Origin of the sequence: Rhizobium sp. BK619, assembly GCF_014195245.1 — a bacterium.
GTDB classification, from domain to species: domain Bacteria; phylum Pseudomonadota; class Alphaproteobacteria; order Rhizobiales; family Rhizobiaceae; genus Rhizobium; species Rhizobium acidisoli.
In genome coordinates this window covers 243,887-265,345 of the sequence record NZ_JACIBH010000013.1, presented here as the reverse complement: position 1 = coordinate 265,345, position 21,459 = coordinate 243,887, and the positions used below count along the sequence as shown (strand labels likewise).

Genomic DNA, 21,459 nt, shown 5'->3' with positions numbered 1-21,459 from the left:
CGACGCCGGTAAACCGCCCAAGGTCGCCCTCGTCGCCGCCATGCGAAAACTCATCATCATGATCAACACTATCCTCAAAAGACACACACCCTGGAACGAGCCGCAACAACACGGTTGCTGAGGTGCGTAGCCCGTGAGGGCGGAGCCTCGAAGGACACGCTCCAACGCTGCTCCTTGCATCCATCTGACGCTGAGCACCCGCCCCGTCCTTCGAGGTCCTGCGGGGCGCCTCAAGGATGAGGCTCTCTTGAGCGTCGGATCATCCGCAACGTGACTCAAACAACCCTGCCCCGGCACGCCCAAGCCACCGACGCGAACGACCGCGGCCCATCGGGTTCGCCGGCTTCATATGCTGCCCTGACGGCCGCATCGACTGCCTTTCGCTTGGCCGGCTCTAGCCCGGCGACATATTTGCCGAGCGGCCCCTCGCCGGCGGCGATCGGCGCCCAGTAATCCTCGAAGGAGAGGTATTCCATCCGGATCAGCAGCGACGTCTCCTCGACATCGGCAAGGCCCTGGCTGAGGAAACTTTCCTTCATTTCGCCGGGCCGCATCATCGGCTGGAAACAATATCTGCGGCGGAGCGGCAGCGCATTTTCGTCGAGCATGACAACCGTATCCCACATCATCCGCATGCCGGACATGCCGCCATAATGATCCCAGACGGTGGCGGCCACCACACCGCCCGGGCGCACGACACGAGCCATTTCCGAAACAGCCTTGCCCGCCTCCGGCACGAAATGCAGCACAAGCAGCGACATCGCCCGGTCGAAACGGTTATCCTCGAACGGCAGCGCGCAAGCATCCGCCTGCCGGATCGCGATCCGCGGATCGGTATTGCGCCGCGTCGCCGCCTCGACGAAAACCGGCGAATAATCGATGGCGGCGATCTCCTTCAAGCCTGGTCTTTCCGCCAGCGTAAAAGCCAGGCTGCCGGTGCCGCAGCCGACATCGAGCACACGATCCCCATCCGCCAATCCGGCGAAATCGATCAGCAGCGGCGCCAGCCTCTTGCTCCAGCGCCCCATCAGCCGCTCATAACCATCCGCACTTTCGACATTGAAACTCGACGGCATCGAAGCCTCCCTCTTCAACAACGATGGTCTATCGCCGCAGAGCCGAGCGATCCGTCGCCTTGCGCAAGGCGGGTCGGGCTCTCCGTCGTCCCCGGTTCGGGCCGGGGAGACGGAGAGTGTATCAGGCGGATGCCTTGCCGAGAACGCTCCAGTCGAAGCCGCGCGCCCAATCGGCATAGCTGTGCCAGCCGACATCGGGGAAATCGCGGCGCAGGGCAGCGATGTCGACGTTGTAGCCGGTGCGGTCGAACCATTCGAACATCAGTGCCGCGTCCTCGCTCTGCTGCCGCATCGCGGCAATCGGCAGTTCTTGGTAAGCAATCGGCCGATCGAGCGCCTCGGACAGGATCTTCGCCTGCTGCTCGCCAGACAATTCGTCGCCGGCAATATCGAAACGCTTGCCGAACACCTGTTCGCGCCGCTCGGCCAGTGCTGCGACGAAAGTGCCGATGTCGTCGATGGTGATCTGCTGCAGCAGCCGGGTCGGCGGCAGGGCCGCGGCATAGACGCCCTGGCGCAGCCCGTCGATCGCCCAGGGCGCCACCGTATTTTCCATGAAGGCGACGGGCGCGCTGATCGTATAGGGAATGCCGAGGCCTGCAATATGCTTTTCGACGAGATACTTGCTGTCGAAATGCGGAATGCCGGTCTTCTTGTCGGCATTGCCAACGGAGGAATAGATCAGGTGCCCGATGCCGGCGGCCTTTGCCGCATTGGCGACGGTGATGCCCTGGCGCGTTTCCGCCTCCGTCCCGGCCTCGTAGCTGTTGCCCATCAGGAACATCGTATCGACGCCCTCAGCCGCCCTCGCCACGGATGCGCCATCGTCGAGATCGCCGGCGACGACCTCGACCCCGGCCGAGGCCAGCCGCTTTGCGCCATCGCTGTCCGGCTTGCGCGAGATCGCCTTGACCCGGTATCCCCGCGCGGTCAGGGCGCGAACGACCGCGCCGCCCTGCTGGCCGGTGGCGCCCGTCACCAGAACGCTTCGTGTTTTGCTCATCTGTCTGCTCCTTGTTGTGAACGATAGAGCAAAGTTAAGGCCTGTCGCATTGAACCATAATAGCCTATAATTGAGAAACATCGTACCATCTCAGGATACAATGCTCGATCTCAACAATATCATGATCTTCGCCCGCGTCATCGAGGCCGGCAGCTTCACCGCGGCGGCGCGCCTGCTGGGCATGCCGAAGACAACAGTCAGCCGACGCATTGCCGCTCTCGAGCGCGAACTCGGCGTGCGCCTGCTGCAGCGCACGACCCGCAGCCTCAGCCCGACGGATGCCGGCCGCCTCTATTACGAGGAAAGCAGCCAGGCGCTCCGTGCGATCGAAGGCGCCAACCTGCGTCTTGCGGAAGCAAGGACGGAGCCCGCCGGCACGATCCGCATATCGGCGCCGGTCGGCTTCGGTGGTCACTTCCTGCAGGATGCGATCTTCGATCTTCTGGCGACCTACCCGAAGTCGAGGGTCGAGTTGCGGCTGACCGACGACAGGCTGAATCTCGTCGAAAACGGCATAGACCTCGCCTTCCGCACCGGCATTCTGGAGGATTCGACGCTGATCGCCCGCAAGCTCGGCTCTACCCATCGCTTGCTCTGCGCGAGCCCCGACTATCTCGCCCGCTGCGGCGCGCCCGATCGCCCGGCAGATCTCGTCCGCCACGACTGCGTTATCGCCGGCCAATCCACCCATGCGCAATGGCTGCTTGAAGGCCCGCACGGACAGGAAACAGTCTCGGTCTCGGGGCGCTTCGCCGCCAATGAAATGCAGGCGGTCATGGCCGCAGCGATCGCCGGTTATGGCATCGCCCGACTGCCCCATGGGGTCGCCAATACCTGCATCAGGGATGGGCGGCTATGCCGCGTTCTCGACGGTTACACGACCCCGGTCGGCGGCCTGCACGTCGTCTATCCGAGCAGCCGGCACCTGCCGCCTCTGGTCAAGACCTTTATCGAACTCGCCGCCAGACGATTGAACGCGGGAGCCGACGGCAGAGACGACTTCGCCATCATATAGCGGTAAGTCCGTCACACATCCTTCAGCACCACCTTGCCATCGAGGCTTCCGATCAAAGTCGCACTCGCCTGATTGAGGCCGGCGACCTCCACTGCGCTGCCGTGTGCCTTGAAGCGCTGCACGACCTTGTCGAGCGCGGCAACCGCGGTGATGTCCCAGAAATGCGCTTCGGAGACGTCGATCAGCACGGTCTTGCCGATCGCATCCTGAACGTCGAAGGCGTCGACGAAGACGTCGGCGGAGGCAAAGAACACCTGACCGGAGACGCGGTAGATCAGCCGTCCGCCGGCTTGATCGGGCGCGACGTCGACGCGCAGCAGGCGGGCGACCTTGAAGGTGAAGAACACACCGCTGAGCAGCACGCCGACCGTGACCCCGAGGGCCAGGTTGGTGGTGAAAACGGTGACGACGACGGTTGCCGCCATGACGACGCTCGACGTTCGGGGATGGACCACCACGGCTCGGAGCGACGACCAGTCGAAGGTGTCGATCGACACCATGACCATAATCGCCACCAGCGCGGCGACCGGAACCTCGGAGACCCATGGCTTCAGCAGCACCATCAGGATCAGCAGAAACGCGCCGGCAAACAGCGTCGAGAGCCGGCCGCGCCCGCCATATTTCACATTGCTGACGGTCTGGCCGATCATGCCGCAGCCGGCAATGCCGCCGAACAGACTCGCGGCCGCATTGGCAAGGCCAAGACCGGTGCATTCGCGGTTTTTCGAACTCGGCGTATCCGTGAGATCGTCGACGACGCTCGCGGTCATCATCGATTCCAGCAGCCCGACCATGGCGATGGCAAGCGCCGGACCGGCGATGATCCGGAGGGTTTCCAGCGTCAGCGGCACCGCCGGCCAGCCGAACGTCGGAAGCGAATCCGGTAGCCTGCCGAGATCGGCGACAGTCTGCACGGAAAGCCCGAGCCCGATCGACGCGACGGTCAGGATCAGAATGCAGATCAGCGGTGAAGGGATCGCCGTGGTGATCCGCGGCGTCAGATAGATGATCGCAAGCCCGGCACCCAGCACGGCATATTCCATCCAGCCGGCGCCGATAATGTGCGGCATCTGCGCGGCAAAGATCAGGATGGCGAGCGCATTGACGAAGCCGGTACGGACGGATTTGGAGACGAAGCGCATCAGCACGCCGAGCCGCAGCAGGCCGAACACGATCTGCAGCAGCCCCGCCAGCAGCCCGGCCGCAAAGAGATAGGGCAGTCCATGGGCGTGCACCAGCGGTGCTGCGACCAGTGCGACCGACCCCGCCGCCGCCGAAATCATCGCCGGGCGTCCGCCGGTAAACGCAATGACGATGCCGATGACGAAGGAGGCGAACAGGCCAACCTCGGGATCGACCCCCGCCACGAATGAAAAGGCGATAACCTCGGGGATCAGGGCGAAAGTCGCCACCGCTCCGGCAAGCATTTCGCGCATGGGATTGGCGGACCAATCGCGACGGATGGAGGAAAGCAGCATGGGATGGAGTCTCGCAAAGCATGGCCCGACGCGCTCTGCCGAGCGGTCGCGTGATGACATGCAGGTTTTGCGTTGTCTGGCGGATCGGCGGCCAGAAGAGCCACCCGGGGTCTCACCGGGTCCGTGGTGAATGCCGGTGGTATAGACGAGATTTTTGCCGCAGCGCAACATTCAATTGCGCATGGACAGGCCGAAGCCTCCCTCGCAAGGGCTGTAACAATCGGGAAGCAAAGGCAGTGGCTTCGGCAGCCGGGTCTTTGGCGGCTACCTTTGAGAGTTACGCAGAGAGATGGCGAGGACGCTACTGCCAGAGGAAGTCCGGGCCCGTGCTCTGGGACGTCAGCTTCAGCCTCCCGTCCGGCTGAACGACATAGGTCTCGAAGACACGGTAGCCGAATTGACCAAGAAAGGTATGTTTGACCACCGTTCCCGGTCGATAGGGTGAATGAACGACCTTTCCGCCATAGGTAAGGCTATCCGAAAGAGGCTGCGGCTCTCCCGCGCCAGCGCAGGCCGTGAGGGTGAGGAGAATGGCGACAAACGCGTGCTTCATCCGGATGATCTCCCTGGAGGGCACCCAATAAACGACGTCAATCCAACCGATCAGACCGCTGCCTTGCTGTCGAAATCCTTGCGTCGGGCCTCTGCCCGCGAAAGCGCGCTGACAATCCTTTCGTCGGTGAAGGGCTTGGATATTACATCGAGCGCCCCCTCGATACCATTGCCGACATTCTCCGGACTGCCGGTCACAAAGATCACGTCCACGCCGAAGCGGTCGATCAGCCGGCGCGCAAGCTGGGCGCCGCTCACCCCGTCGGAGAGGCTGAGATCGACGAGCGCCACATCGCTTCTCGGAGCGTAGGCGAGAGCTTGCTCCACCGTCGAAAGTGGCCCCACGGTCTGGTGTCCGGCCTCTTGCGCAATGCGTTCGAGTTCGAGAGCGATGATATTCTCATCTTCAACGATCATGACCTTCATGAATAGCCTCCTTGTCCGGCCGCGGGCGCACCGCCGGCAACGGCTACAACGCGGCCGGCCTCAGAATGTTTCCACTCTGCATTGAATTTCCCTCGAGACCTCGGGCGCCACCGGTCGATACTGCCGTTACGAACGACGGCACTTTTGCCGAGCGAGCTGAAATTCGGCCATCGGCCCCTCCGCCTTGCCGGTCGTATGAAGGGTCGGCAAGGCAATTGCCCTCTGGTCACGATTTCTCGTTTGCACCCTCGGCCCGGAACGCCGCCTCGCCGGCATCGGAGACTTCGACCCACGTCTTGTCGGGCTCGGCGTCGGCGACATAAGCGTCGTTCCAGTTCCACCACTTGTAGGTCGGGGTCTGGGGATAACCCTCCGGCGAATCCTCCCAGACCTCCTGGCGGCCGAGCGGCGTAATGTCGAGATAGTTCCAAGTGCTGCCCATCTGCTCGTCGCCGCGATTGTTGATGAAATAGGTGCGGAAGATGCGCTCGCCGTCGCGGTAGAACACATTGGTGCCGTGCCACTCATCGACGCCGAAATCCTTGTCGAAGCTGTCGGTGATCGTCACCCACGGCATCGTCCAGCCCATCCGCGCTTTCAGCCGGGCAATATCGGCCTGCGGTGCGCGTGAGGCGAAAACCAGCGTCGTGTCGCGGGCGTTGAGATGGGCAACATGAGCGACCTGGTCGGCCACCATCGAGCAGCCGCGGCAGGCGTGCTCCGGCCAGCCGAAGACGCCGGGCTCATAGAAGGCGCGATAGAGGATGAGCTGGCGCCGCCCTGCAAACAGGTCGCGCAGGCTGACCTTGCCCTGCGGCCCTTCGAATGCATAATCCTTTTCGACCGCCATCCACGGCATCCGCCGGCGCTCGGCAGCAAGCGCGTCCCGGGCGCGGCTCTGGGCTTTTTCCTTGACGAGCATCTGCTTCCAGGCCGCCTCCCAGGCTGCCTCCGACACGACCGCAGGCTTATGCATGGCCGGCTGGCCGCCGTTCTGGGCTGTTGTGGTCATTTTGAGATCTCCTGATTGCGGTGAATGCCCGCGCCTCGCCAGGCAAAGCGCGCTTACGTCCGCTGCTTGTCACTGTTCACTGTTGCGGGAGATAGTCTGGCAGCCGAACTCGGCCAGTGGGAGTAACAAGTGTGGCGCTATTCATGTGCCGCCTTGGAGAGTTGCCAAAAGCAGGCAAGTATCGGAAGCTTGTTCTTTGGCTATCAGCCGACGGATTGTTCGAAATGACGACAGCCTCTTCCAGTGAGCCGGCCAGACACGGCAGCGCCAGGATCTGCCGCGGCTGCTGGGACCAGATGCATATGCCGATCCCGATCGGCGGCCCGCTCGCCTTGCCCTTCCGCGCCTTGGGCATCACTCGCAGCAAGATGAACCCCGATATCTGCACGATCTGCGAACGCTCTTTTCAGTACGTCAAGAAGCAGCGCCAGATCACCGCCGACGCCACCATCCTCTTTGCCGATATCAGGGGCTTCACGGACCTGTCCGAGCGCATCGAGGCGGTGCAGTTGAGCGAGATCGTCAGCCTGTTCCAGGATCGCTGCGCCCAGGCGATCTGGGCGCATGACGGCATCGTCAACAAGCAGATGGGCGACGGCCTGATGGCGATCTTCAATTTTCCGATTGTGAGGAAAGATCACGCCAGCGCCGCGATCCTGGCCGCCCAGGAGATCCAGGGGAACTGCACCGCGGCGCTGAACGGTCTGGCGCTCGAGGCCCTGCCCGGCCGCACCCTCGGCGTCGGCCTCGGCATCCATTCCGGCGAGGTGCAGATCGGCGAATTCTCGACCTTCCGCAGCGATTTCACCGCAATCGGCGGCGTCGTCAACCAAGCCGCGAGGTTGGAATCCCATGCCGCCGCCGGCGAGATCCTGATCTCGGCAGAAACGGCCGCGAAGGCCCCCGACCTCGCGGCAGGCGCCGAAACGCGCAGGCTTGCGCTGAAGGGCATCGAGCAGCCGGTGCAGGCACGTGTGCTGGTCAAGCATTGAGCGACGGCGATTGCGGCCTGCTCAAAAGCATCATCCCGCCGCCACCATGGCAGCCGCAGTTTCTCACGCTGTGATTGCGAAACATATTCGATTACCAGCCGGTTAATCCTCCGGAAACAAACATCGCTTATCTCTAAGCCGTTTTAACAGCTGGGGTTTCTCATGGGCAGTTTTTCTCTGTTTCACTGGTTGATCGTCTTGATCCTGTTCGGCGTGCCATTGTTCTTCGTCTTAAGAAAACCGCTGGTTGGGCCGAACCGCTTCGGTGGCCGGCCGCAGGCCATGGGTTTCGGCCAGGCGATTGGAAGCTATTTCAAGAACTATGTGAACTTCAACGGTAGAGCGAGCCGATCGGAATTTTGGTATTCGGCACTCTTCGTCTCTCTCGTCTCCATCGCTTTGCTTGTCGTGGATCGGAGCCAAACCTTGAACCGGATCTGGTCGCTGGCCACGTTTCTTCCGTGGATCGCCGTGGCCGCCCGACGCCTTCACGACGTCAACCGAAGCGGATGGTGGCAGCTTATCGTACTGCTATTTCCCATCGGATCGATTGTCGTCCTCGTATGGTACTGCAGGGCGTCGACAATGGATGATTCCAGGGAAGCCGTGTTCGCGTGAGCAAAGTGTGAGAATGGTCCTTGCGGGTTGAGCGGATCCGAGGCACCGTTCATCGTTACGCGGACTGCGCGGTGCGCAGTCCGCTCCCGACGGCATCAGAAAGGGACCGGCGAGGTTGGCAAAAGCCCGCCTGTGCCTCAGTACTTCATGTTTCGCAATTCAGGAAAATCATAGTAACGCAGCCGCTTGTCGTGGCAGCGATAGTCGTCCTTTTTCAAGTACAGTATCATGTTGTGTTGCAAGCCAAGGCCGATATAGGACCAGTCTGGGTAAGCACGTTCCGTAGTGCGCGTGCAATACGCATAGATCTGCTTTTCCGGATCAAGCAGAACCACGCTGGAAATCTCGGCCTTCACGAAGTTCCCCGGTTTGATCGTTCCCCGCAGAGCATCGACGTATTCGCGTCGAACCGCATTGGAAGGCGAACGCTGGGAATCCGCAACGGATTGCGGCGCCGGAGTTTGGCAGCTGGCCAGTGCCAGCGCGGCAGCGCAAGCAAGGAATTTGATCTTCATTCAGTTGAATCTCCCGTATCGAGGTCGATAGATCGGCCTTTTCCAAAAAGGCTGTGGCTGCAAACAGCAACTCACAGCCAGTACTTCGAGGCTCCGCCCTGCGGGCCGCGCACCGCCGCATGAGGAAGGTTGGAGGAGGCCGCGCCGCCGCTCGCCAAAGCCTGGAGCGTGACGCGACCCAAGCCCTCGCGCCTGCGTCAGGTCTTCATGCCGTTCATCTCAGGAAACGGGTAGTAACGCAGCCGCTTGTCTTTGCAGCGATTATCATTCGCCGTCGCGCCGAGGATTTGGCTATCTGTGAAGGAGACGCCGAGATAGGCCCAGTCTCCCCAGCTGCGTTTGGGCACCACGCGGACACAGTAAGCATAGATCTTCTTCTCGGGATCAAGCAGCACGACGCTCGAAATCCGGGCCCAGACGACTTCTCCCGCTTCGTGTCTATAACTTCTCTTGAATACGAGGTTGATGAAGTTCTGCCGGACGTCATTCGAGGGAGGCCGCTGGGAATCGGCAACGGATTGCGACACCGGAGCATTGCAGCCGGCGAGCGCCAGCAGAGCAGCACAAACAATGGCTTTTATTCTCATTCAGTAAAATCCCCAAAGAATCGCAGCGCATATACGCCAATTCCCACAAACACAGCGGGAATAATATTTGAATACATGGCAACGAATATTGTTGGCGTTCACCGGCTGTCCGCATGACCGGCATCGCCCTCATGATCATCAATGGGCACACCGGCTTCCAGCGCCGCAAGGATAAAGGCCTGCCGCACGGTCTCTGCCGGCATCCGCCCGGCAAGCCAGGCGCGGCAGAAATCGATGGCTCTCTGCTGATGGACGCCGCCATGGATCGGCCAGTCCGAGACGAGGGCATAAAGCGCATCCTGCGGTGAGCGGAGAACCAGCCGTTCGCCGCTATCGAGGTCGATCGAGATCGGTTTTTTCCAGAAGGCGGAATGGTCGCTAATGGCAGTAGCACCTGAAGCTGAATTGACTAGGACTAACTGTGGAAGGCCGATCTCGGTTCCAGTCGAAACTCACTGCGTGCAAAGGGCAACGCCCCTGTCAGGGACGACGCAGATATCGCCGCTGCGGCGCGTCCTTCGACGCTTCGCCCTGCGGGCTGCCCGCCTCAGGATCAGGACCGTTGCAGAATGCCGCGCCGGCGGACGGCGGACCGCCATCCGCCCTGCTCATTCGTCCCCGAGAACGTCCAAAACCACCTTGCAAATTTCTATTGCAAGTAGATAGTCTCTCTCGGGGAAATCTTCTTGATACGGAAATCAGTCGCTTGCGATCTCGGATCAGCGCGGTGCCATAAATGCCTTTTCAGTGAGAATTTTGAATGAAGCCGGAAGAATTGCGCAGATCGGAATACAACTACAACAAAGGCAAATTGCTGCTCATCATCCTGATTTTGATCGCCATCGCGGCCGGGGCCATCCTGTTGGGCTTCCATCCGCCGAAGGACAAGGACCCTCATGCCATCTGGTTCTTCTCGCTGCTGGGCGCAGTCTTTTTTGGCCTCCTCGCACTGCTGCTCGTGCCAAAGCTCTTCTCTAGGGGGCCAGGATTGGTGATATCGACGGCCGGCGTCCGGCTGCCGAATTTCCCCGACCAGATCATACGCTGGTCGGACATCCGGAGCTTCGAAAGATTCCAGAGCAAAGGTGCAGATTCCATAGTCCTCCACCTTGATCCCGGCGCTGCCAAGGCGTTGATCAGACGGGGGCTGGCCGCCAGGCTGCCGGAGTGGTTCGTTGGTTCGCGCCTCAAGGTCGGCATCCCTCTGCATATGTTGCGGGGCCGTTCGAACTTCATATTCTATGAATTCGCGGAAGTGGCGACCGAAGCGTTCGAGGCCAAATGGCAAGCCTTGCAGGAAGCCGGTTCGATCGCCGAGGAGGAAGAAGACGAAGTGCCAGAACCCGCTTTCGATGGCGCCCGTTATCCCGTCTTCACCTATGCTCTTCTTGCCGTTCTCGTCGCCGTCTATGCCGGCGAACTCGCCTTCGGCGTCGAAGCATCCAGGGCCGGCTCTCCCAGCATTCGCACATTGCTGATGCTCGGCGGCACGTTTCGCCCGAGCATCGTCGAGGGTGCCGAGTGGTGGCGGCTGTTCACCGCGCCGTTCATGCACGGAGGCATCATCCATCTCGTATCCAATTGCTTATGCTTGTGGATTGCGGGAATGCTGTTCGAACGGCTGATCGGCTGGCGCTGGTTTGCGGCGATCTTCTTCGCCAGCGCCCTTGGCGGTTCCCTCGCATCGGTCTGGATCAACGACGTCCACACGGTCGGTGTCGGCGCTTCCGGCGGCATTGTCGGGCTTTTCGCCGCCCTGATCGCCGGCAGCATCCGTTTCCGGTCGACGCCGGTCGCATCTTCCCTGCAGGTGGGCGCCATCCAGATTCTGGTTCCCTCGCTGCTGCCGTTCCTGTCTGCGGCGAAGGAGGGGCAGACCATCGACTATGCCGGCCATTTCGGCGGCGCGGTGACCGGCGCGGCGCTCTCGCTCCTGCTGTTGACCCTTTGGCCGCGGGAACGCCCGACGCCGCGTTTCGGCGCGGCCGCGATCGCCTTCAGCGCTGTATTCGTCCTCATCGCGGCCGGGTCCCTTTGGCCCATCACCATTGCGCGCCAATTCTATGTCAACGACCCGATGACCAATTATTTCGGGGGAAGGTACGAGCAGGCCGCGACGGGGTTTGCCGTCTTGGCAAGTGAGGATCCGCGCACCGCCCCCTATTTTCGTCTCTGGCGTTTCATTGCTCAAAGCCGGGGCGGCGATCCAAAAGCGCGCGATGAGCTCAGGGCTGCAGCCGGCGAGATCGACCAGACGGCTTGGCCCCACCCCATCTACCGTCTTTTCCTCGGCGAGTTGAAACCGGACGAACTGACTGCGAAGGCGGCCGACAGCAACCAGATCTGCGAGTCGGTCTTCTACAATGGCGAATGGTATCTGCTTGCCGGAGCCACGGAAGAGGCCCGCCGCAGATTCCAGGCCGCCCGGATGTCCTGCCCAACCACATTCATCGAATATGATGGAGCAGGTGGCGAATTGAGCAATCTCAACGCGAAGTGATGCCGCGGCACTGCCGGTCCGTCAACCGGGCAGCTTGCAGCCTTTGCTCATGCCGGCAGACTGCATCGCAGAAACCTTGCCTTTTGAAACGGCAACGTCGCCTTCCTTGTCTCCGCCGGCGACGCTACCGATCGGGACGCCCACGAGGAACACGCCGAAAGCATCGCCGTTTGCTGCGCTGATTTGCTGCTTGGACAAGCCATCGAGTTTGACCTGTTCCTTCTTGAGCTCGACGGCGAGCGCCTGGCAACTCAGGTTGGTATAGGCTGCCATCGGAATGTCGGCCTGTACAATGGCGTCAGGACGTTTGGCGCAGCCGGCCAGGGCTGCGATTGCGGCAAATGCGATAATGATCTTGTTCATGAACGGTCCCCAATTCCCGCAATAGCTGTAACACCGGTTCGCGCAATGGGGGAGGAGGCAAGGTCTTCAACCACAGACTTTTATTTGATCCTCAGCTGCGTCCACGCGAGAACTATTCGATCTTTCGAACAAACAGTTCGTTTCCCTTTTGTACTCTTTCCCTCTTCCCTTTCGCGCTGACTCTCTCCATATTCCCGCCATGGCCAAATCTCCGAAGAAATCCCCCGCCCCGAATGGCTTCGAGGAAGCCCCGCAGTCGTCCTTCGAGGGCGCTCCCCTGTCCGGCTCCGTGGCCGACTGGGTGAAGCAGCTGGAGGCCGATGCCGAAGCGTCGGGCGTCGAGACCCAGCGCCAGATCGCCTCCAAGGCCGGCAAGCACCGCAAGAAAGTCGAAATTGCGGCCTCGAAATCGGCGCGTGGTACTTCGATGGGCGGCTCCACCGACCCGAAGACGCGCGCGGCGGCCGGCCTCAATCCCGTTTCCGGCATGGATACGACGCTGGAGGAGGCCTCGTCGCTGCAGGCCGGCACCGCCGTCACCGCCACAGTCGAGGCGCTGTCGGCGTTGATCGAGAGCGGCAACCCGCTGCACAAGAACGGCAAGATCTGGACGCCGCACCGCCCGGCCCGGCCCGACAAGTCCGAAGGCGGCATCCGCATCCTGATGAAATCGGATTACGAGCCCGCCGGCGACCAGCCCACGGCCATCCGCGATCTCGTCGAGGGGCTGGAGAATGGCGACCGCAGCCAGGTGCTGCTCGGCGTCACCGGCTCCGGCAAGACCTTCACAATGGCCAAGGTGATCGAGGCGACGCAGCGCCCGGCCGTCATCCTGGCGCCGAACAAGACGCTGGCCGCCCAGCTCTATTCGGAATTCAAGAATTTCTTCCCCGACAATGCGGTGGAATATTTCGTTTCCTACTACGATTATTACCAGCCGGAAGCCTATGTGCCGCGCTCCGACACCTATATCGAGAAGGAAAGCTCGATCAACGAGCAGATCGACCGCATGCGCCACTCGGCGACGCGCTCGCTGCTCGAACGTGACGACTGCATCATCGTCGCCTCGGTCTCCTGCATCTACGGTATCGGCTCGGTCGAAACCTATACGGCGATGACCTTCCAGATGTCGGTCGGCGACCGGCTCGACCAGCGCCAGTTGCTGGCCGACCTTGTCGCCCAGCAATATAAGCGCCGCGACATGGATTTCACCCGTGGCTCCTTCCGCGTGCGCGGCGACACGATCGAGCTCTTCCCCGCCCACCTTGAGGATGCCGCCTGGCGCATCTCGATGTTCGGCGACGAGATCGACGCCATCACCGAGTTCGATCCGCTCACCGGCCAGAAGGTCGGCGACCTCAAATCGGTGAAGATCTACGCCAACTCGCACTATGTCACCCCGCGCCCGACGCTGAACGGCGCCATCAAGTCGATCAAGGAGGAGCTGCGGCTGCGCCTCGCCGAGCTGGAGAAGGCCGGCCGCCTGCTGGAGGCCCAGCGCCTGGAGCAGCGCACGCGCTACGATATCGAAATGCTGGAAGCCACCGGCTCCTGCCAGGGCATCGAGAACTATTCGCGTTATCTCACCGGCCGCGACCCCGGCGACCCCCCGCCGACTTTGTTTGAATATATCCCCGACAACGCCCTCGTCTTCATCGACGAAAGCCATGTCACCGTGCCGCAGATCGGCGGCATGTACCGGGGCGACTTCCGCCGCAAGGCGACGCTGGCCGAATACGGCTTCCGCCTGCCCTCCTGCATGGACAATCGGCCGTTGCGCTTCGAGGAATGGGACGCCATGCGCCCCGACACCATCGCCGTTTCGGCCACCCCAGGCGGCTGGGAGATGGAACAATCAGGCGGCGTCTTCGCCGAACAGGTGATCCGGCCCACCGGCCTGATCGACCCGCCGGTCGAGGTCCGCTCGGCCCGCACCCAGGTCGACGACGTACTCGGCGAGATCCGCGAAACCGCCGCCAAGGGCTATCGCACCCTCTGCACCGTGCTGACCAAGCGCATGGCCGAAGACCTGACCGAATATCTGCATGAGCAGGGCGTGCGCGTCCGCTACATGCACTCCGACATCGACACGCTTGAACGTATCGAGATCCTCCGCGATCTTCGTCTGGGTGCTTTCGACGTGCTCGTCGGCATCAACCTGCTGCGCGAGGGTCTCGACATTCCCGAATGCGGCTTCGTCGCCATCCTCGACGCCGACAAGGAAGGCTTCCTGCGCTCGGAGACCTCGCTGATCCAGACGATCGGCCGCGCCGCGCGCAACGTCGACGGCAAGGTCATTCTCTATGCCGACCAGGTCACCGGCTCGATGAAGCGGGCGATGGAGGAAACCGGCCGCCGCCGCGAAAAGCAGATGATCTACAATCAGGAACACGGCATCACCCCTGAATCGGTCAAGGCCAGGATCTCCGACATCCTCGACAGCGTCTACGAACGCGACCACGTCCGCGCCGATATCTCGGGCGTGTCAGGCAAGGGCTTCGCCGATGGCGGCAACCTCGTCGGCAACAACCTCCAGACCCATCTCAACGCGCTCGAAAAAAGCATGCGCGACGCCGCCGCCGACCTCGACTTCGAAAAAGCCGCCCGCCTCCGCGACGAAATCAAACGCCTCAAGGCGGCGGAACTGGCGGTCATGGACGATCCGATGGCCCGCGAAGAGTCGAAGGCGATGGAAGGAAAAGCCCGCAGCAAGTCCCCTTCTCCCCAGCGGGGAGAAGGTGCCCGCAGGGCGGATGAGGGGGCCACACCCTCCTACTTCTCAAGGCCCTCTCTCGACGACATGGGCCCAGGCACCGACACCGCCACCCCCCTCTTCCGCAAACCCGCCCTCGACGACATGGGCCGCGACATCGCCGAACCCGCCAAGAAGAGCCTGTTCCGCAAAAACGACCTCGACGAAATGACCGTCGGCCGAACGGAAAAGCCAGTCACTGGACAGCTGCCGGAAAAGCCCGATGCCGCGAAGGGCACCAAGCGGTTTTCGCCTTTGCTTGAGGGACAGCCGGAACGCGACGACGACGTGCGGCCGGTTGTGCGCGGGCGGGTTGGCGCCGGGAGCTATGAGGAGCCGGGCGAGCAGAAGCGCAAAGGCCGGACGAAGGGGAAGACTGGGCGGCCGGGGCGGTAGAGACGCGACCCTTTTTTGCTGCATACAAACGCGCAATGAACCGCCGCGTTCAGCCGAGAGGCAAGTACGTCTGACACTACAATGCGCCGTGTCCGACTGCCCTCCAATCTCCGACGGGACAGGCAATGTGGTTCCTTGCGCTCAACCCGAGCAGGCAGCGCGGTCAATCGCTAGCATTGCGATTGCCCTTCACACAACCGCTTACACTTCCCAACTATTCTTGCGAGGCAAATTTGGCATAAAGTCTTGCAACTTGATGTACAGTTACAATAGTAACAAAAAACTGGAGCGCAGAATACAGCTGAAAAAACAGTATAACAAAAATAGCAAGACTAAAACCAGCGGCGATCACCTGAGAGAGAACAAAATTACCATACAAAAAATAGTAAGAAACCATTATAAAAGATGAAACCATATGAATGAATGAAGTCCATGAAAACACAAATATAAGGTCTTCATATGCGGAATATCCGCTATCCCCGTCTCTAACTTTACAGAGTATTGAAGAAAATCGTTTCGAGAACGAAAAGCAAATCGCCATTGCAGTTACACAAAACCCAATAACGACGGTGTCGTAAGTTAACAATGGTCCACCAATATCGAAGTATTTCAGATCAACGGATACAGGAACGTATCCATCGGCAATTGCCAGAGAAACAACTCCCGCAATCCATGGATGCGAAGTGAATAATATCCTATGATATCTAGGCGCCACTTCTTTTCTTAAGTAGGACCACAGGGAGTCTATCAAAGCAAAATACCCATTATTTCTTTCATCTTGTTACGGAGCCAGAGAACATTAATTGCTCCGTCTTGATTGCGGGGAACATTGATATTCCGATGGAGAACATGCTTGTTCAAAGGCACCACAGTTTCAGTTTCTTCACCTTCTTTTATTCCGATTATCTCCGCATCACTTAAATACGGTTGCGCGTCATTTGCGACATCCTTGATGACTTCGACGATCCCGCTGTCCTTACTTAACGTTTCCCCCCTCGCCGCACGAACTGAAAGATCTGCCTTTTCTCCTCCCGATTCTTGGAGCAATTGGGATATCTTTGTGTAGTGATCGTCCCAACCCGCGTTAGGCTTTATCAGTGTGAGCGAGGCCATCCTGATTCGAGTAAAACTATTGATTTCCTTTACAAAATCCTCCTTCACAACGGGAGAGAAATCGACACGAAGGTCCTCTCCGTAAATTTTAGCAAGAAGCAGTTCGATAGTTCTCGCCATAAGTTCCGCCTTGGTGCCCGACTTTACATACTCCACCAATATGCGTCGCTTCTCCGGGTTCACCAGGGCATGAGCTGCTGAGCCAAGCATCTCATGTTCTTCCAGTTCATCGACTCGCGTGTCTCCCGTATCCAAGTCCAAAATTAGTGGTTTCAGCCCTTCCTCGCCTTCAACGAACGTCAAAAAATGCTCATCCTCAATCGAGGTAACGTCAGACACTGCTATCGTCAAATTGGCTATCTTTGCGATCCTTAAGGGCTTGTCCATGTCCGCCAACTCGCGAAAAACACGCCCGTAATCTCCGTCGAATTGCCGGCCCTGAACATGAATTGAATACACGGAAACCTTGCGATTGATACGTGATGATCTCAATTGTCCCTCCCTGAGACTAGCGCCTAGACAGTTAGAGACATGAAATCGATTATTGCAACCAAACCGGGCATCACTATTATGCTTATTGACATCTATTTCTCTTGTGCAACTCTTGGCAGCTGCCGGTCTACGGGCAACTGACCTCCCCTCACCCACCACCAATCCTCCCCACACCCTTCACCAACGCAAGATAAATCCGCTCCACCCGACAGGCCGCGCTCCGCGCGCTCGCCTCGTACCCCACCGCCGGCCAGCCGCGCCTGGGGCTACCGTCGGCTGTGACGAGCCAATACCAGCGCTCCTCATATCCCGTCAGTTCGATCTTGAAGATCCGCCCTATGCAGGCATCGCCGTAGAAGCCGATGAAATCGTCGCCGGGTTTTTCCTTCCAGGCATGCCGCCATCTGCCCTTCGGCCTCTCGCCGCTGGCGATCATCTCCCAGCTCTTCCAGCCGTTGTGATCCGATTTCGCCGTCAGCGAGCCGTCATAGGGTCTCCGGTCGAACTGGAGGCAGGCTTCCAGAAACTCCGCCACGGAGTTGCAGAGGCTCCGCCATGCCTCGTCGCTGTGGCGAGTCAGCCTGTAGGCAAGCTCGTCAGAAACGTTCCGCAAGGCAGCCGCAACGGCAGAGGCCACGCCCTCCTTGCTCGCCGGTTCGCCGCGCAGGCTGATGCAGAGATAAGTGCAGAGAAATTCCGCCGTATCCCGCGCGATCGGTTCGATGACACGGAGGTTGCGGCGCTTGCCGATATCATAGCCGCCGAAATCCCGGATGCGACGCTGCGGCTGCTTGCGAAGGGCATTGTTAAGGAACGACCTCAGGAGCGTTCCAGTATCGTCTTGCATGCGTTGTCCTCTCCTCGTGAGGATATGTTGCCGCATGGTTTCGTGAATGGCTCCCGCCCGAGCCGGTGAATGGCAGAGGATTCCGGACGCAAGGCCGCACCGCCCCGGCCGGAATTGCGCTAGATCAGCTTCGGTTCCGGATCGTCCTCGACCTCTTCGATGATCTCCGGCCTGTCGTTCTTCGGAGAGCCGACATCCCGGCCGATCTTCCACATCGTCATCAGCTCCGCCGGGAAGGGTTTCAAGAGATCGTTCGGGTCCGGCTCAGGCGACAGCCATCTCTCGTAATCCTCGCGATGCAGGATGACGGGCATGCGGTCATGAATCTCCGCCATCATCTCGTTCGGCTCACAAGTGACGACGGCAAAGTTGCGGATGGACACGCCCTTCTCATCCGTCCACGTCTCCCAGATGCCGGCGAGCGCAAAAGGCGAGCCGTCCTGCATCGCGATGGCATAGGGCTGCTTGTTCTTGCCGGTCCCGTGAATGTCCTTCCATTCGAAGAAGCCATTGATCGGAACGAGGCAGCGACGCGACCGGTAGGCAGAGCGGAACATGCCGTTGGAGCTGATCCCCTCGCAGCGGACGTTGACCGGCGGCGGCCTGCCGCCGGATTTCGCCCAGGAAGGCATCAGACCCCAGCGCGCGGTGACGAATATGGGGCCTGACGTATCGGGTTCACGCACGATATCCCTGATGATTATAGGATAATCTTGCGACGGCGCCCCGTTCCAGCGGGGAAAGCGATTTCCCAGCCCGTCGATATCCCCGCCCTTCACTGCAAAGGCGAAATTGCCGATCAATTCCTCAAGCGAAGTTTTTACGAAGATGCGTCCGCACATTGTGCTTCCTGTCGATGGAATATTAGATGTTCCGATTATGTTCTCGGCGGGGACGTCGTCAACGAAGCGTCAGTTGTGGCCGTTCAGGAATGCCCCTTCGCGGCCATGAGGACACAGAAATGAAGGATGAGAAGTGGGCGCCCCGACCTAGAGGCTGAGAGGAGGCCTGCCCCAGCAATCGGTCTATTGCGAAGCAAGCGGAATTGGCGGAAAAAACACGTCTGGCAAGCGGCGCGACAAACGAATCGGAAACCATCCATGCCCGAACTCCGCATCGACCCCTTCCCCTCGCCCGCCGAACTCAACGCCCTCTGGTCGGCAACCTGGAGCACGCCCAAAGCACCGGATTTCTCCCGCATCCTGCCCCGCAGCCTCGCCCATATCGGCTCCTATCACGACGACACACTCGTCGGCTTCGTCAACGTCGCCTGGGATGGCGGCATTCATGCCTTCATTCTCGACACCTCAGTTCATCCCGACATGCGCCGGCAGGGAATTGCGACGCGGTTGGTCAGGGAAGCGACGAGGGTTGCGCGCGAGCGCGGCGCTGAGTGGCTGCATGTCGATTTCGAACCGCACCTGACCGGCTTCTACCGCGCCTGCGGATTTACCCCCACCGAAGCGGGCCTCATCAAGCTCGCATGAGAGGTCTCAACAGGCCGCCCTCAAACGGCAGGCGCCAAGCCCGTCATCAGGCGGAATAGCGACGCCGACGGTCAGGCGCCGACGCGCAACGCCAAAGCGCGCCAAACGAATACAGTTTTTCACGCTTATACCGCGAGCTTATGTCCGAATAGGAAGGGTATAAATTAAAAGACTAAAATACGCCTTTTAGTTTGCAAATTCAAAGTAGTTCTCCAGTATTTCAGCCTTATCTTTTCGTTAAAAGGCCAAGAAAAAATCACAATTTTTCATTGAAAATATCATTAATAGTCGGCATAGATCCCCGTGGGGTTGTCCTCGGCCGAGCCGATAAACAACTATTTCGGGGATTTCTCATTTTTCAGAGTAAAACGCATCTTTCGGGAAGATTAAAATATGGCCTTGAATATTCTGGATACAAACGGCGCCACAATTACCAAGACAGGCACTGAATTCGAAGCCTACGATGTTATTCGCCAATCCGCCGCCAACCCTTCCTCGCCTGTCGCTCTGGTCGTCTCGGATTCCGGCGTGGCGGATCTGGCCGACGAGTTGGGCTCGGTCTCCGCAAACGTGAGAGGTTCAAGCGCAGACAATGCGATCACGACGGGCGCAGGCAACGACACCATCATAGCCGGCGACGGCGCAGACACGCTGAACGGCGGCGCCGGAAACGATCAGCTTATATGGCGGGGCTGACAATGACACGCTGAACGGCGGCGATGGTAATGACCTGCTCTCAGGTGACGCCGGAAATGACGTCATCAGAGGCGGCATGGGCAACGACACGATCTCCGATGGTGATATTGGCGGCTTTGGCCCGGAACTTTTCGACATCGACGCAGGCGACGGCGACGATGCCATCGCCGTGCGTGTATTCACGTCGCAGTTTTCCGGAACAATCGATGGCGGCGCGGGGATCGATAGTCTGCAAGCCCCTGAGCTAAGAGGCCTGACGATCAAGAACATCGAAATCCTTGAAACGGCGGGATATTTGGTTTCCGGTTCGAGCGCGCAGTTCGAAAGCTTCGATAAGATCGCCTACGCGAACAATCCCGCCAACAATTATAGCGCCTCATTGGCATTAACAGACAGCGCCCACGTCGATCTTTCCGACGAACTGGGAGATCGCGGGGCTTTCATTACCGGCTATGTCTCCGGCGTTGACGTCAAGACCGGCGGCGGCAGGGACGAGTTTACGGGCACCGACGGCAACGACATTTTCGACGGCAGTGGCGGCAACGATGCCATCAACGGCAAGGCCGGCGATGACAAATTGACCGGCGGGGGTGGCAATGATGCCATCAATGGCGGCGCCGGCATCGACACGGCTGTCTTCGCAGGCAATTTTACCAACTATTCCATGGCATTGAGCAATGGCGATCACATCCTGACGAGCGCCGTGGAAGGGACGGACACGCTGCATGACATAGAATTCGCGCGCTTTGCTGATGGTATCTACAATTTCACCACGGAAAAATTCACACTCGACGGCAGCAACGCCGCGCCGACCAACGTCCAGCTCTCGAAAACCTCTCTCTCCGAGGACACGCCGATCTGGACCACGGTAGGCCTGCTCAGCGCCAAGGACGCTGACGGCGACGTCCTCACCTACAAGCTGCTCGACGGCGCCGGCGATCACTTCCGGATCAACGGCAACCGCATCGTCACCTCCAAGACCTTCGACTACGAGACGGCCAAGTCGCACACAATCAAGGTTGCTGTCTCCGACGGCAAGGTCACGGTCGAAAAGGACATCACGATCAACGTCCTCGACGTCAACGAAGCGCCGGTCAACCAGGCGCCGATCAAGCTGTCTTTCTCGCGCAGCTCGATCTCCGAGAATGTCGCGATCGGCACCTCGGTCGGCCTTCTCTCGGCCGTCGATCCGGAAGGCGGCGCGGTGAAGTGGCGGTTGACCGACGACGCGGGCGGCATCTTCAAGCTCGTCGGCAACAAGATTCAGACGAAGGCCGCGATCGACTTCGAAAGCAACCACAGCCTGACCTTCACCGCCGAAGCCTATGATGCGGCTGGAAATGCCACCAGCCACGATTTCACGATCACCGTAAAGGACGTCTTCGAACCGTCGTTTACGAGCCTGTCGCATGAAGCGTTGATTTAATCGCGATATGATCGCCGGTGGACGCAAGATGCGTCACCGGCGATCTCGACAAAAAGGCCGGACTCCCCGCCTGGCTGCCCAAGCGGCCGAACTTTCCTGGTGATCGCCCGCAG

General features: G+C 60.0%; 20 protein-coding genes, 2 pseudogenes and 1 other annotated feature. Of the genes and pseudogenes, 8 read left to right on the top strand and 14 right to left on the bottom strand.

Annotated elements, in window-relative coordinates:
- Window positions 1-121 (top strand): annotated as a pseudogene (locus FHX14_RS33485) (IS110 family transposase); the annotation flags it as partial.
- A gap of 154 nt (window positions 122-275) precedes the next feature.
- Here FHX14_RS33485 and FHX14_RS24980 read toward each other — a convergent pair.
- Both FHX14_RS24980 and FHX14_RS24975 read right to left on the bottom strand, forming a co-directional pair.
- Complete coding sequence (locus tag FHX14_RS24980; protein ID WP_003593876.1) at window positions 276-1,076, bottom strand: class I SAM-dependent methyltransferase; 801 nt, start codon at window positions 1,074-1,076, stop codon at window positions 276-278.
- A 121-nt stretch (window positions 1,077-1,197) separates the two neighbouring features.
- On the bottom strand, window positions 1,198-2,079 hold the full coding sequence (locus FHX14_RS24975) for an NmrA/HSCARG family protein (RefSeq protein ID WP_003593874.1): 882 nt from the start codon (window positions 2,077-2,079) through the stop codon (window positions 1,198-1,200).
- 100 nt (window positions 2,080-2,179) lie between these two features.
- Here FHX14_RS24975 and FHX14_RS24970 point away from each other — a divergent pair, with 100 nt between their 5' ends.
- Window positions 2,180-3,094 carry a LysR family transcriptional regulator gene (locus FHX14_RS24970; protein ID WP_003593873.1) on the top strand — a complete coding sequence of 305 codons (915 nt, stop codon included), beginning with the start codon at window positions 2,180-2,182 and terminating at the stop codon, window positions 3,092-3,094.
- An 11-nt stretch (window positions 3,095-3,105) separates the two neighbouring features.
- On the opposite strand, the gene FHX14_RS24965 is transcribed toward FHX14_RS24970, so the two are convergent.
- The 4 genes from FHX14_RS24965 to FHX14_RS24950 form a co-directional block, all read right to left on the bottom strand.
- Window positions 3,106-4,572 carry a SulP family inorganic anion transporter gene (locus FHX14_RS24965; RefSeq protein WP_184379371.1) on the bottom strand — a complete coding sequence of 489 codons (1,467 nt, stop codon included), beginning with the start codon at window positions 4,570-4,572 and terminating at the stop codon, window positions 3,106-3,108.
- Window positions 4,573-4,642: 70 nt separating this feature from the next.
- Window positions 4,643-4,698 (bottom strand) — a sequence feature (sul1 is cis-regulatory element that is thought to sense ions involved in sulfur or methionine metabolism; They are found in Alphaproteobacteria).
- Between the two features lie 175 nt (window positions 4,699-4,873).
- Entirely contained in the window at window positions 4,874-5,125 is a 252-nt protein-coding gene (locus tag FHX14_RS24960; RefSeq protein ID WP_054183467.1) for a hypothetical protein, read from the bottom strand.
- Between the two features lie 50 nt (window positions 5,126-5,175).
- Window positions 5,176-5,550 (bottom strand): response regulator, encoded by a 375-nt coding sequence (locus tag FHX14_RS24955; protein WP_012558019.1) that lies wholly within the window; start codon window positions 5,548-5,550, stop codon window positions 5,176-5,178.
- A gap of 226 nt (window positions 5,551-5,776) precedes the next feature.
- On the bottom strand, window positions 5,777-6,562 hold the full coding sequence (locus tag FHX14_RS24950; protein ID WP_184379370.1) for a DUF899 family protein: 786 nt from the start codon (window positions 6,560-6,562) through the stop codon (window positions 5,777-5,779).
- 224 nt (window positions 6,563-6,786) lie between these two features.
- Between FHX14_RS24950 and FHX14_RS24945 the strand changes: the two genes are divergently transcribed.
- Together FHX14_RS24945 and FHX14_RS24940 are read left to right on the top strand one after the other, a co-directional pair.
- Window positions 6,787-7,554, top strand: coding sequence for an adenylate/guanylate cyclase domain-containing protein (locus FHX14_RS24945; RefSeq protein WP_184379368.1), 768 nt, complete (start codon window positions 6,787-6,789; stop codon window positions 7,552-7,554).
- 162 nt (window positions 7,555-7,716) lie between these two features.
- Window positions 7,717-8,172 carry a DUF805 domain-containing protein gene (locus FHX14_RS24940; RefSeq protein WP_003593862.1) on the top strand — a complete coding sequence of 152 codons (456 nt, stop codon included), beginning with the start codon at window positions 7,717-7,719 and terminating at the stop codon, window positions 8,170-8,172.
- A gap of 137 nt (window positions 8,173-8,309) precedes the next feature.
- Here the strand turns inward: FHX14_RS24940 and FHX14_RS24935 are convergent, their stop codons facing one another.
- From FHX14_RS24935 to FHX14_RS24925, 3 genes are all read right to left on the bottom strand, one after another.
- The gene (locus FHX14_RS24935; protein ID WP_184379366.1) at window positions 8,310-8,687 is read right to left on the bottom strand and encodes a hypothetical protein; all 378 of its coding nucleotides are present in this window, start codon (window positions 8,685-8,687) and stop codon (window positions 8,310-8,312) included.
- A gap of 197 nt (window positions 8,688-8,884) precedes the next feature.
- Complete coding sequence (locus FHX14_RS24930; protein WP_184379364.1) at window positions 8,885-9,274, bottom strand: hypothetical protein; 390 nt, start codon at window positions 9,272-9,274, stop codon at window positions 8,885-8,887.
- A gap of 98 nt (window positions 9,275-9,372) precedes the next feature.
- Window positions 9,373-9,594: a DUF982 domain-containing protein gene (locus FHX14_RS24925; protein WP_210301135.1), complete on the bottom strand. Its 222-nt coding sequence runs from the start codon at window positions 9,592-9,594 to the stop codon at window positions 9,373-9,375.
- 440 nt (window positions 9,595-10,034) lie between these two features.
- Between FHX14_RS24925 and FHX14_RS24920 the strand changes: the two genes are divergently transcribed.
- Window positions 10,035-11,774: a rhomboid family intramembrane serine protease gene (locus FHX14_RS24920; protein ID WP_184379362.1), complete on the top strand. Its 1,740-nt coding sequence runs from the start codon at window positions 10,035-10,037 to the stop codon at window positions 11,772-11,774.
- Window positions 11,775-11,795: 21 nt separating this feature from the next.
- Here the strand turns inward: FHX14_RS24920 and FHX14_RS24915 are convergent, their stop codons facing one another.
- Entirely contained in the window at window positions 11,796-12,137 is a 342-nt protein-coding gene (locus FHX14_RS24915) for a hypothetical protein (protein ID WP_184379360.1), read from the bottom strand.
- A 199-nt stretch (window positions 12,138-12,336) separates the two neighbouring features.
- Between FHX14_RS24915 and uvrB the strand changes: the two genes are divergently transcribed.
- Window positions 12,337-15,285: an excinuclease ABC subunit UvrB gene (gene uvrB, locus FHX14_RS24910; protein ID WP_184379358.1), complete on the top strand. Its 2,949-nt coding sequence runs from the start codon at window positions 12,337-12,339 to the stop codon at window positions 15,283-15,285.
- A gap of 214 nt (window positions 15,286-15,499) precedes the next feature.
- Here uvrB and FHX14_RS24905 read toward each other — a convergent pair whose 3' ends face one another.
- The 4 genes from FHX14_RS24905 to FHX14_RS24890 form a co-directional block, all read right to left on the bottom strand.
- The gene (locus tag FHX14_RS24905; protein ID WP_184379356.1) at window positions 15,500-16,000 is read right to left on the bottom strand and encodes a hypothetical protein; all 501 of its coding nucleotides are present in this window, start codon (window positions 15,998-16,000) and stop codon (window positions 15,500-15,502) included.
- 32 nt (window positions 16,001-16,032) lie between these two features.
- Complete coding sequence (locus FHX14_RS24900) at window positions 16,033-16,890, bottom strand: hypothetical protein (RefSeq protein ID WP_184379354.1); 858 nt, start codon at window positions 16,888-16,890, stop codon at window positions 16,033-16,035.
- A gap of 148 nt (window positions 16,891-17,038) precedes the next feature.
- The gene (locus FHX14_RS24895) at window positions 17,039-17,737 is read right to left on the bottom strand and encodes a hypothetical protein (protein WP_184379353.1); all 699 of its coding nucleotides are present in this window, start codon (window positions 17,735-17,737) and stop codon (window positions 17,039-17,041) included.
- A gap of 119 nt (window positions 17,738-17,856) precedes the next feature.
- Complete coding sequence (locus FHX14_RS24890; protein WP_184379351.1) at window positions 17,857-18,579, bottom strand: SOS response-associated peptidase; 723 nt, start codon at window positions 18,577-18,579, stop codon at window positions 17,857-17,859.
- A gap of 258 nt (window positions 18,580-18,837) precedes the next feature.
- On the opposite strand from FHX14_RS24890, the gene FHX14_RS24885 reads away from it, so the two are divergent.
- Together FHX14_RS24885 and FHX14_RS24880 are read left to right on the top strand one after the other, a co-directional pair.
- Window positions 18,838-19,224, top strand: a complete 387-nt coding sequence (locus FHX14_RS24885) for a GNAT family N-acetyltransferase (RefSeq protein ID WP_184379349.1) — start codon at window positions 18,838-18,840, stop codon at window positions 19,222-19,224.
- Between the two features lie 393 nt (window positions 19,225-19,617).
- Window positions 19,618-21,346: pseudogene (locus FHX14_RS24880) on the top strand (cadherin domain-containing protein).
- Window positions 21,347-21,459: the final 113 nt, after the last annotated feature.

Coding starts and splice junctions, on each gene's coding strand:
- FHX14_RS24980 (WP_003593876.1), bottom strand. CDS start 1,076: ATGCCGTCGAGTTTCAATGTCGAAAGTGCGGATGGTTATGAGCGGCTG.
- FHX14_RS24975 (WP_003593874.1), bottom strand. CDS start 2,079: ATGAGCAAAACACGAAGCGTTCTGGTGACGGGCGCCACCGGCCAGCAG.
- FHX14_RS24970 (WP_003593873.1), top strand. CDS start 2,180: ATGCTCGATCTCAACAATATCATGATCTTCGCCCGCGTCATCGAGGCC.
- FHX14_RS24965 (WP_184379371.1), bottom strand. CDS start 4,572: ATGCTGCTTTCCTCCATCCGTCGCGATTGGTCCGCCAATCCCATGCGC.
- FHX14_RS24960 (WP_054183467.1), bottom strand. CDS start 5,125: ATGAAGCACGCGTTTGTCGCCATTCTCCTCACCCTCACGGCCTGCGCT.
- FHX14_RS24955 (WP_012558019.1), bottom strand. CDS start 5,550: ATGAAGGTCATGATCGTTGAAGATGAGAATATCATCGCTCTCGAACTC.
- FHX14_RS24950 (WP_184379370.1), bottom strand. CDS start 6,562: ATGACCACAACAGCCCAGAACGGCGGCCAGCCGGCCATGCATAAGCCT.
- FHX14_RS24945 (WP_184379368.1), top strand. CDS start 6,787: ATGACGACAGCCTCTTCCAGTGAGCCGGCCAGACACGGCAGCGCCAGG.
- FHX14_RS24940 (WP_003593862.1), top strand. CDS start 7,717: ATGGGCAGTTTTTCTCTGTTTCACTGGTTGATCGTCTTGATCCTGTTC.
- FHX14_RS24935 (WP_184379366.1), bottom strand. CDS start 8,687: ATGAAGATCAAATTCCTTGCTTGCGCTGCCGCGCTGGCACTGGCCAGC.
- FHX14_RS24930 (WP_184379364.1), bottom strand. CDS start 9,274: ATGAGAATAAAAGCCATTGTTTGTGCTGCTCTGCTGGCGCTCGCCGGC.
- FHX14_RS24920 (WP_184379362.1), top strand. CDS start 10,035: ATGAAGCCGGAAGAATTGCGCAGATCGGAATACAACTACAACAAAGGC.
- FHX14_RS24915 (WP_184379360.1), bottom strand. CDS start 12,137: ATGAACAAGATCATTATCGCATTTGCCGCAATCGCAGCCCTGGCCGGC.
- uvrB (WP_184379358.1), top strand. CDS start 12,337: ATGGCCAAATCTCCGAAGAAATCCCCCGCCCCGAATGGCTTCGAGGAA.
- FHX14_RS24895 (WP_184379353.1), bottom strand. CDS start 17,737: ATGCAAGACGATACTGGAACGCTCCTGAGGTCGTTCCTTAACAATGCC.
- FHX14_RS24890 (WP_184379351.1), bottom strand. CDS start 18,579: ATGTGCGGACGCATCTTCGTAAAAACTTCGCTTGAGGAATTGATCGGC.
- FHX14_RS24885 (WP_184379349.1), top strand. CDS start 18,838: ATGCCCGAACTCCGCATCGACCCCTTCCCCTCGCCCGCCGAACTCAAC.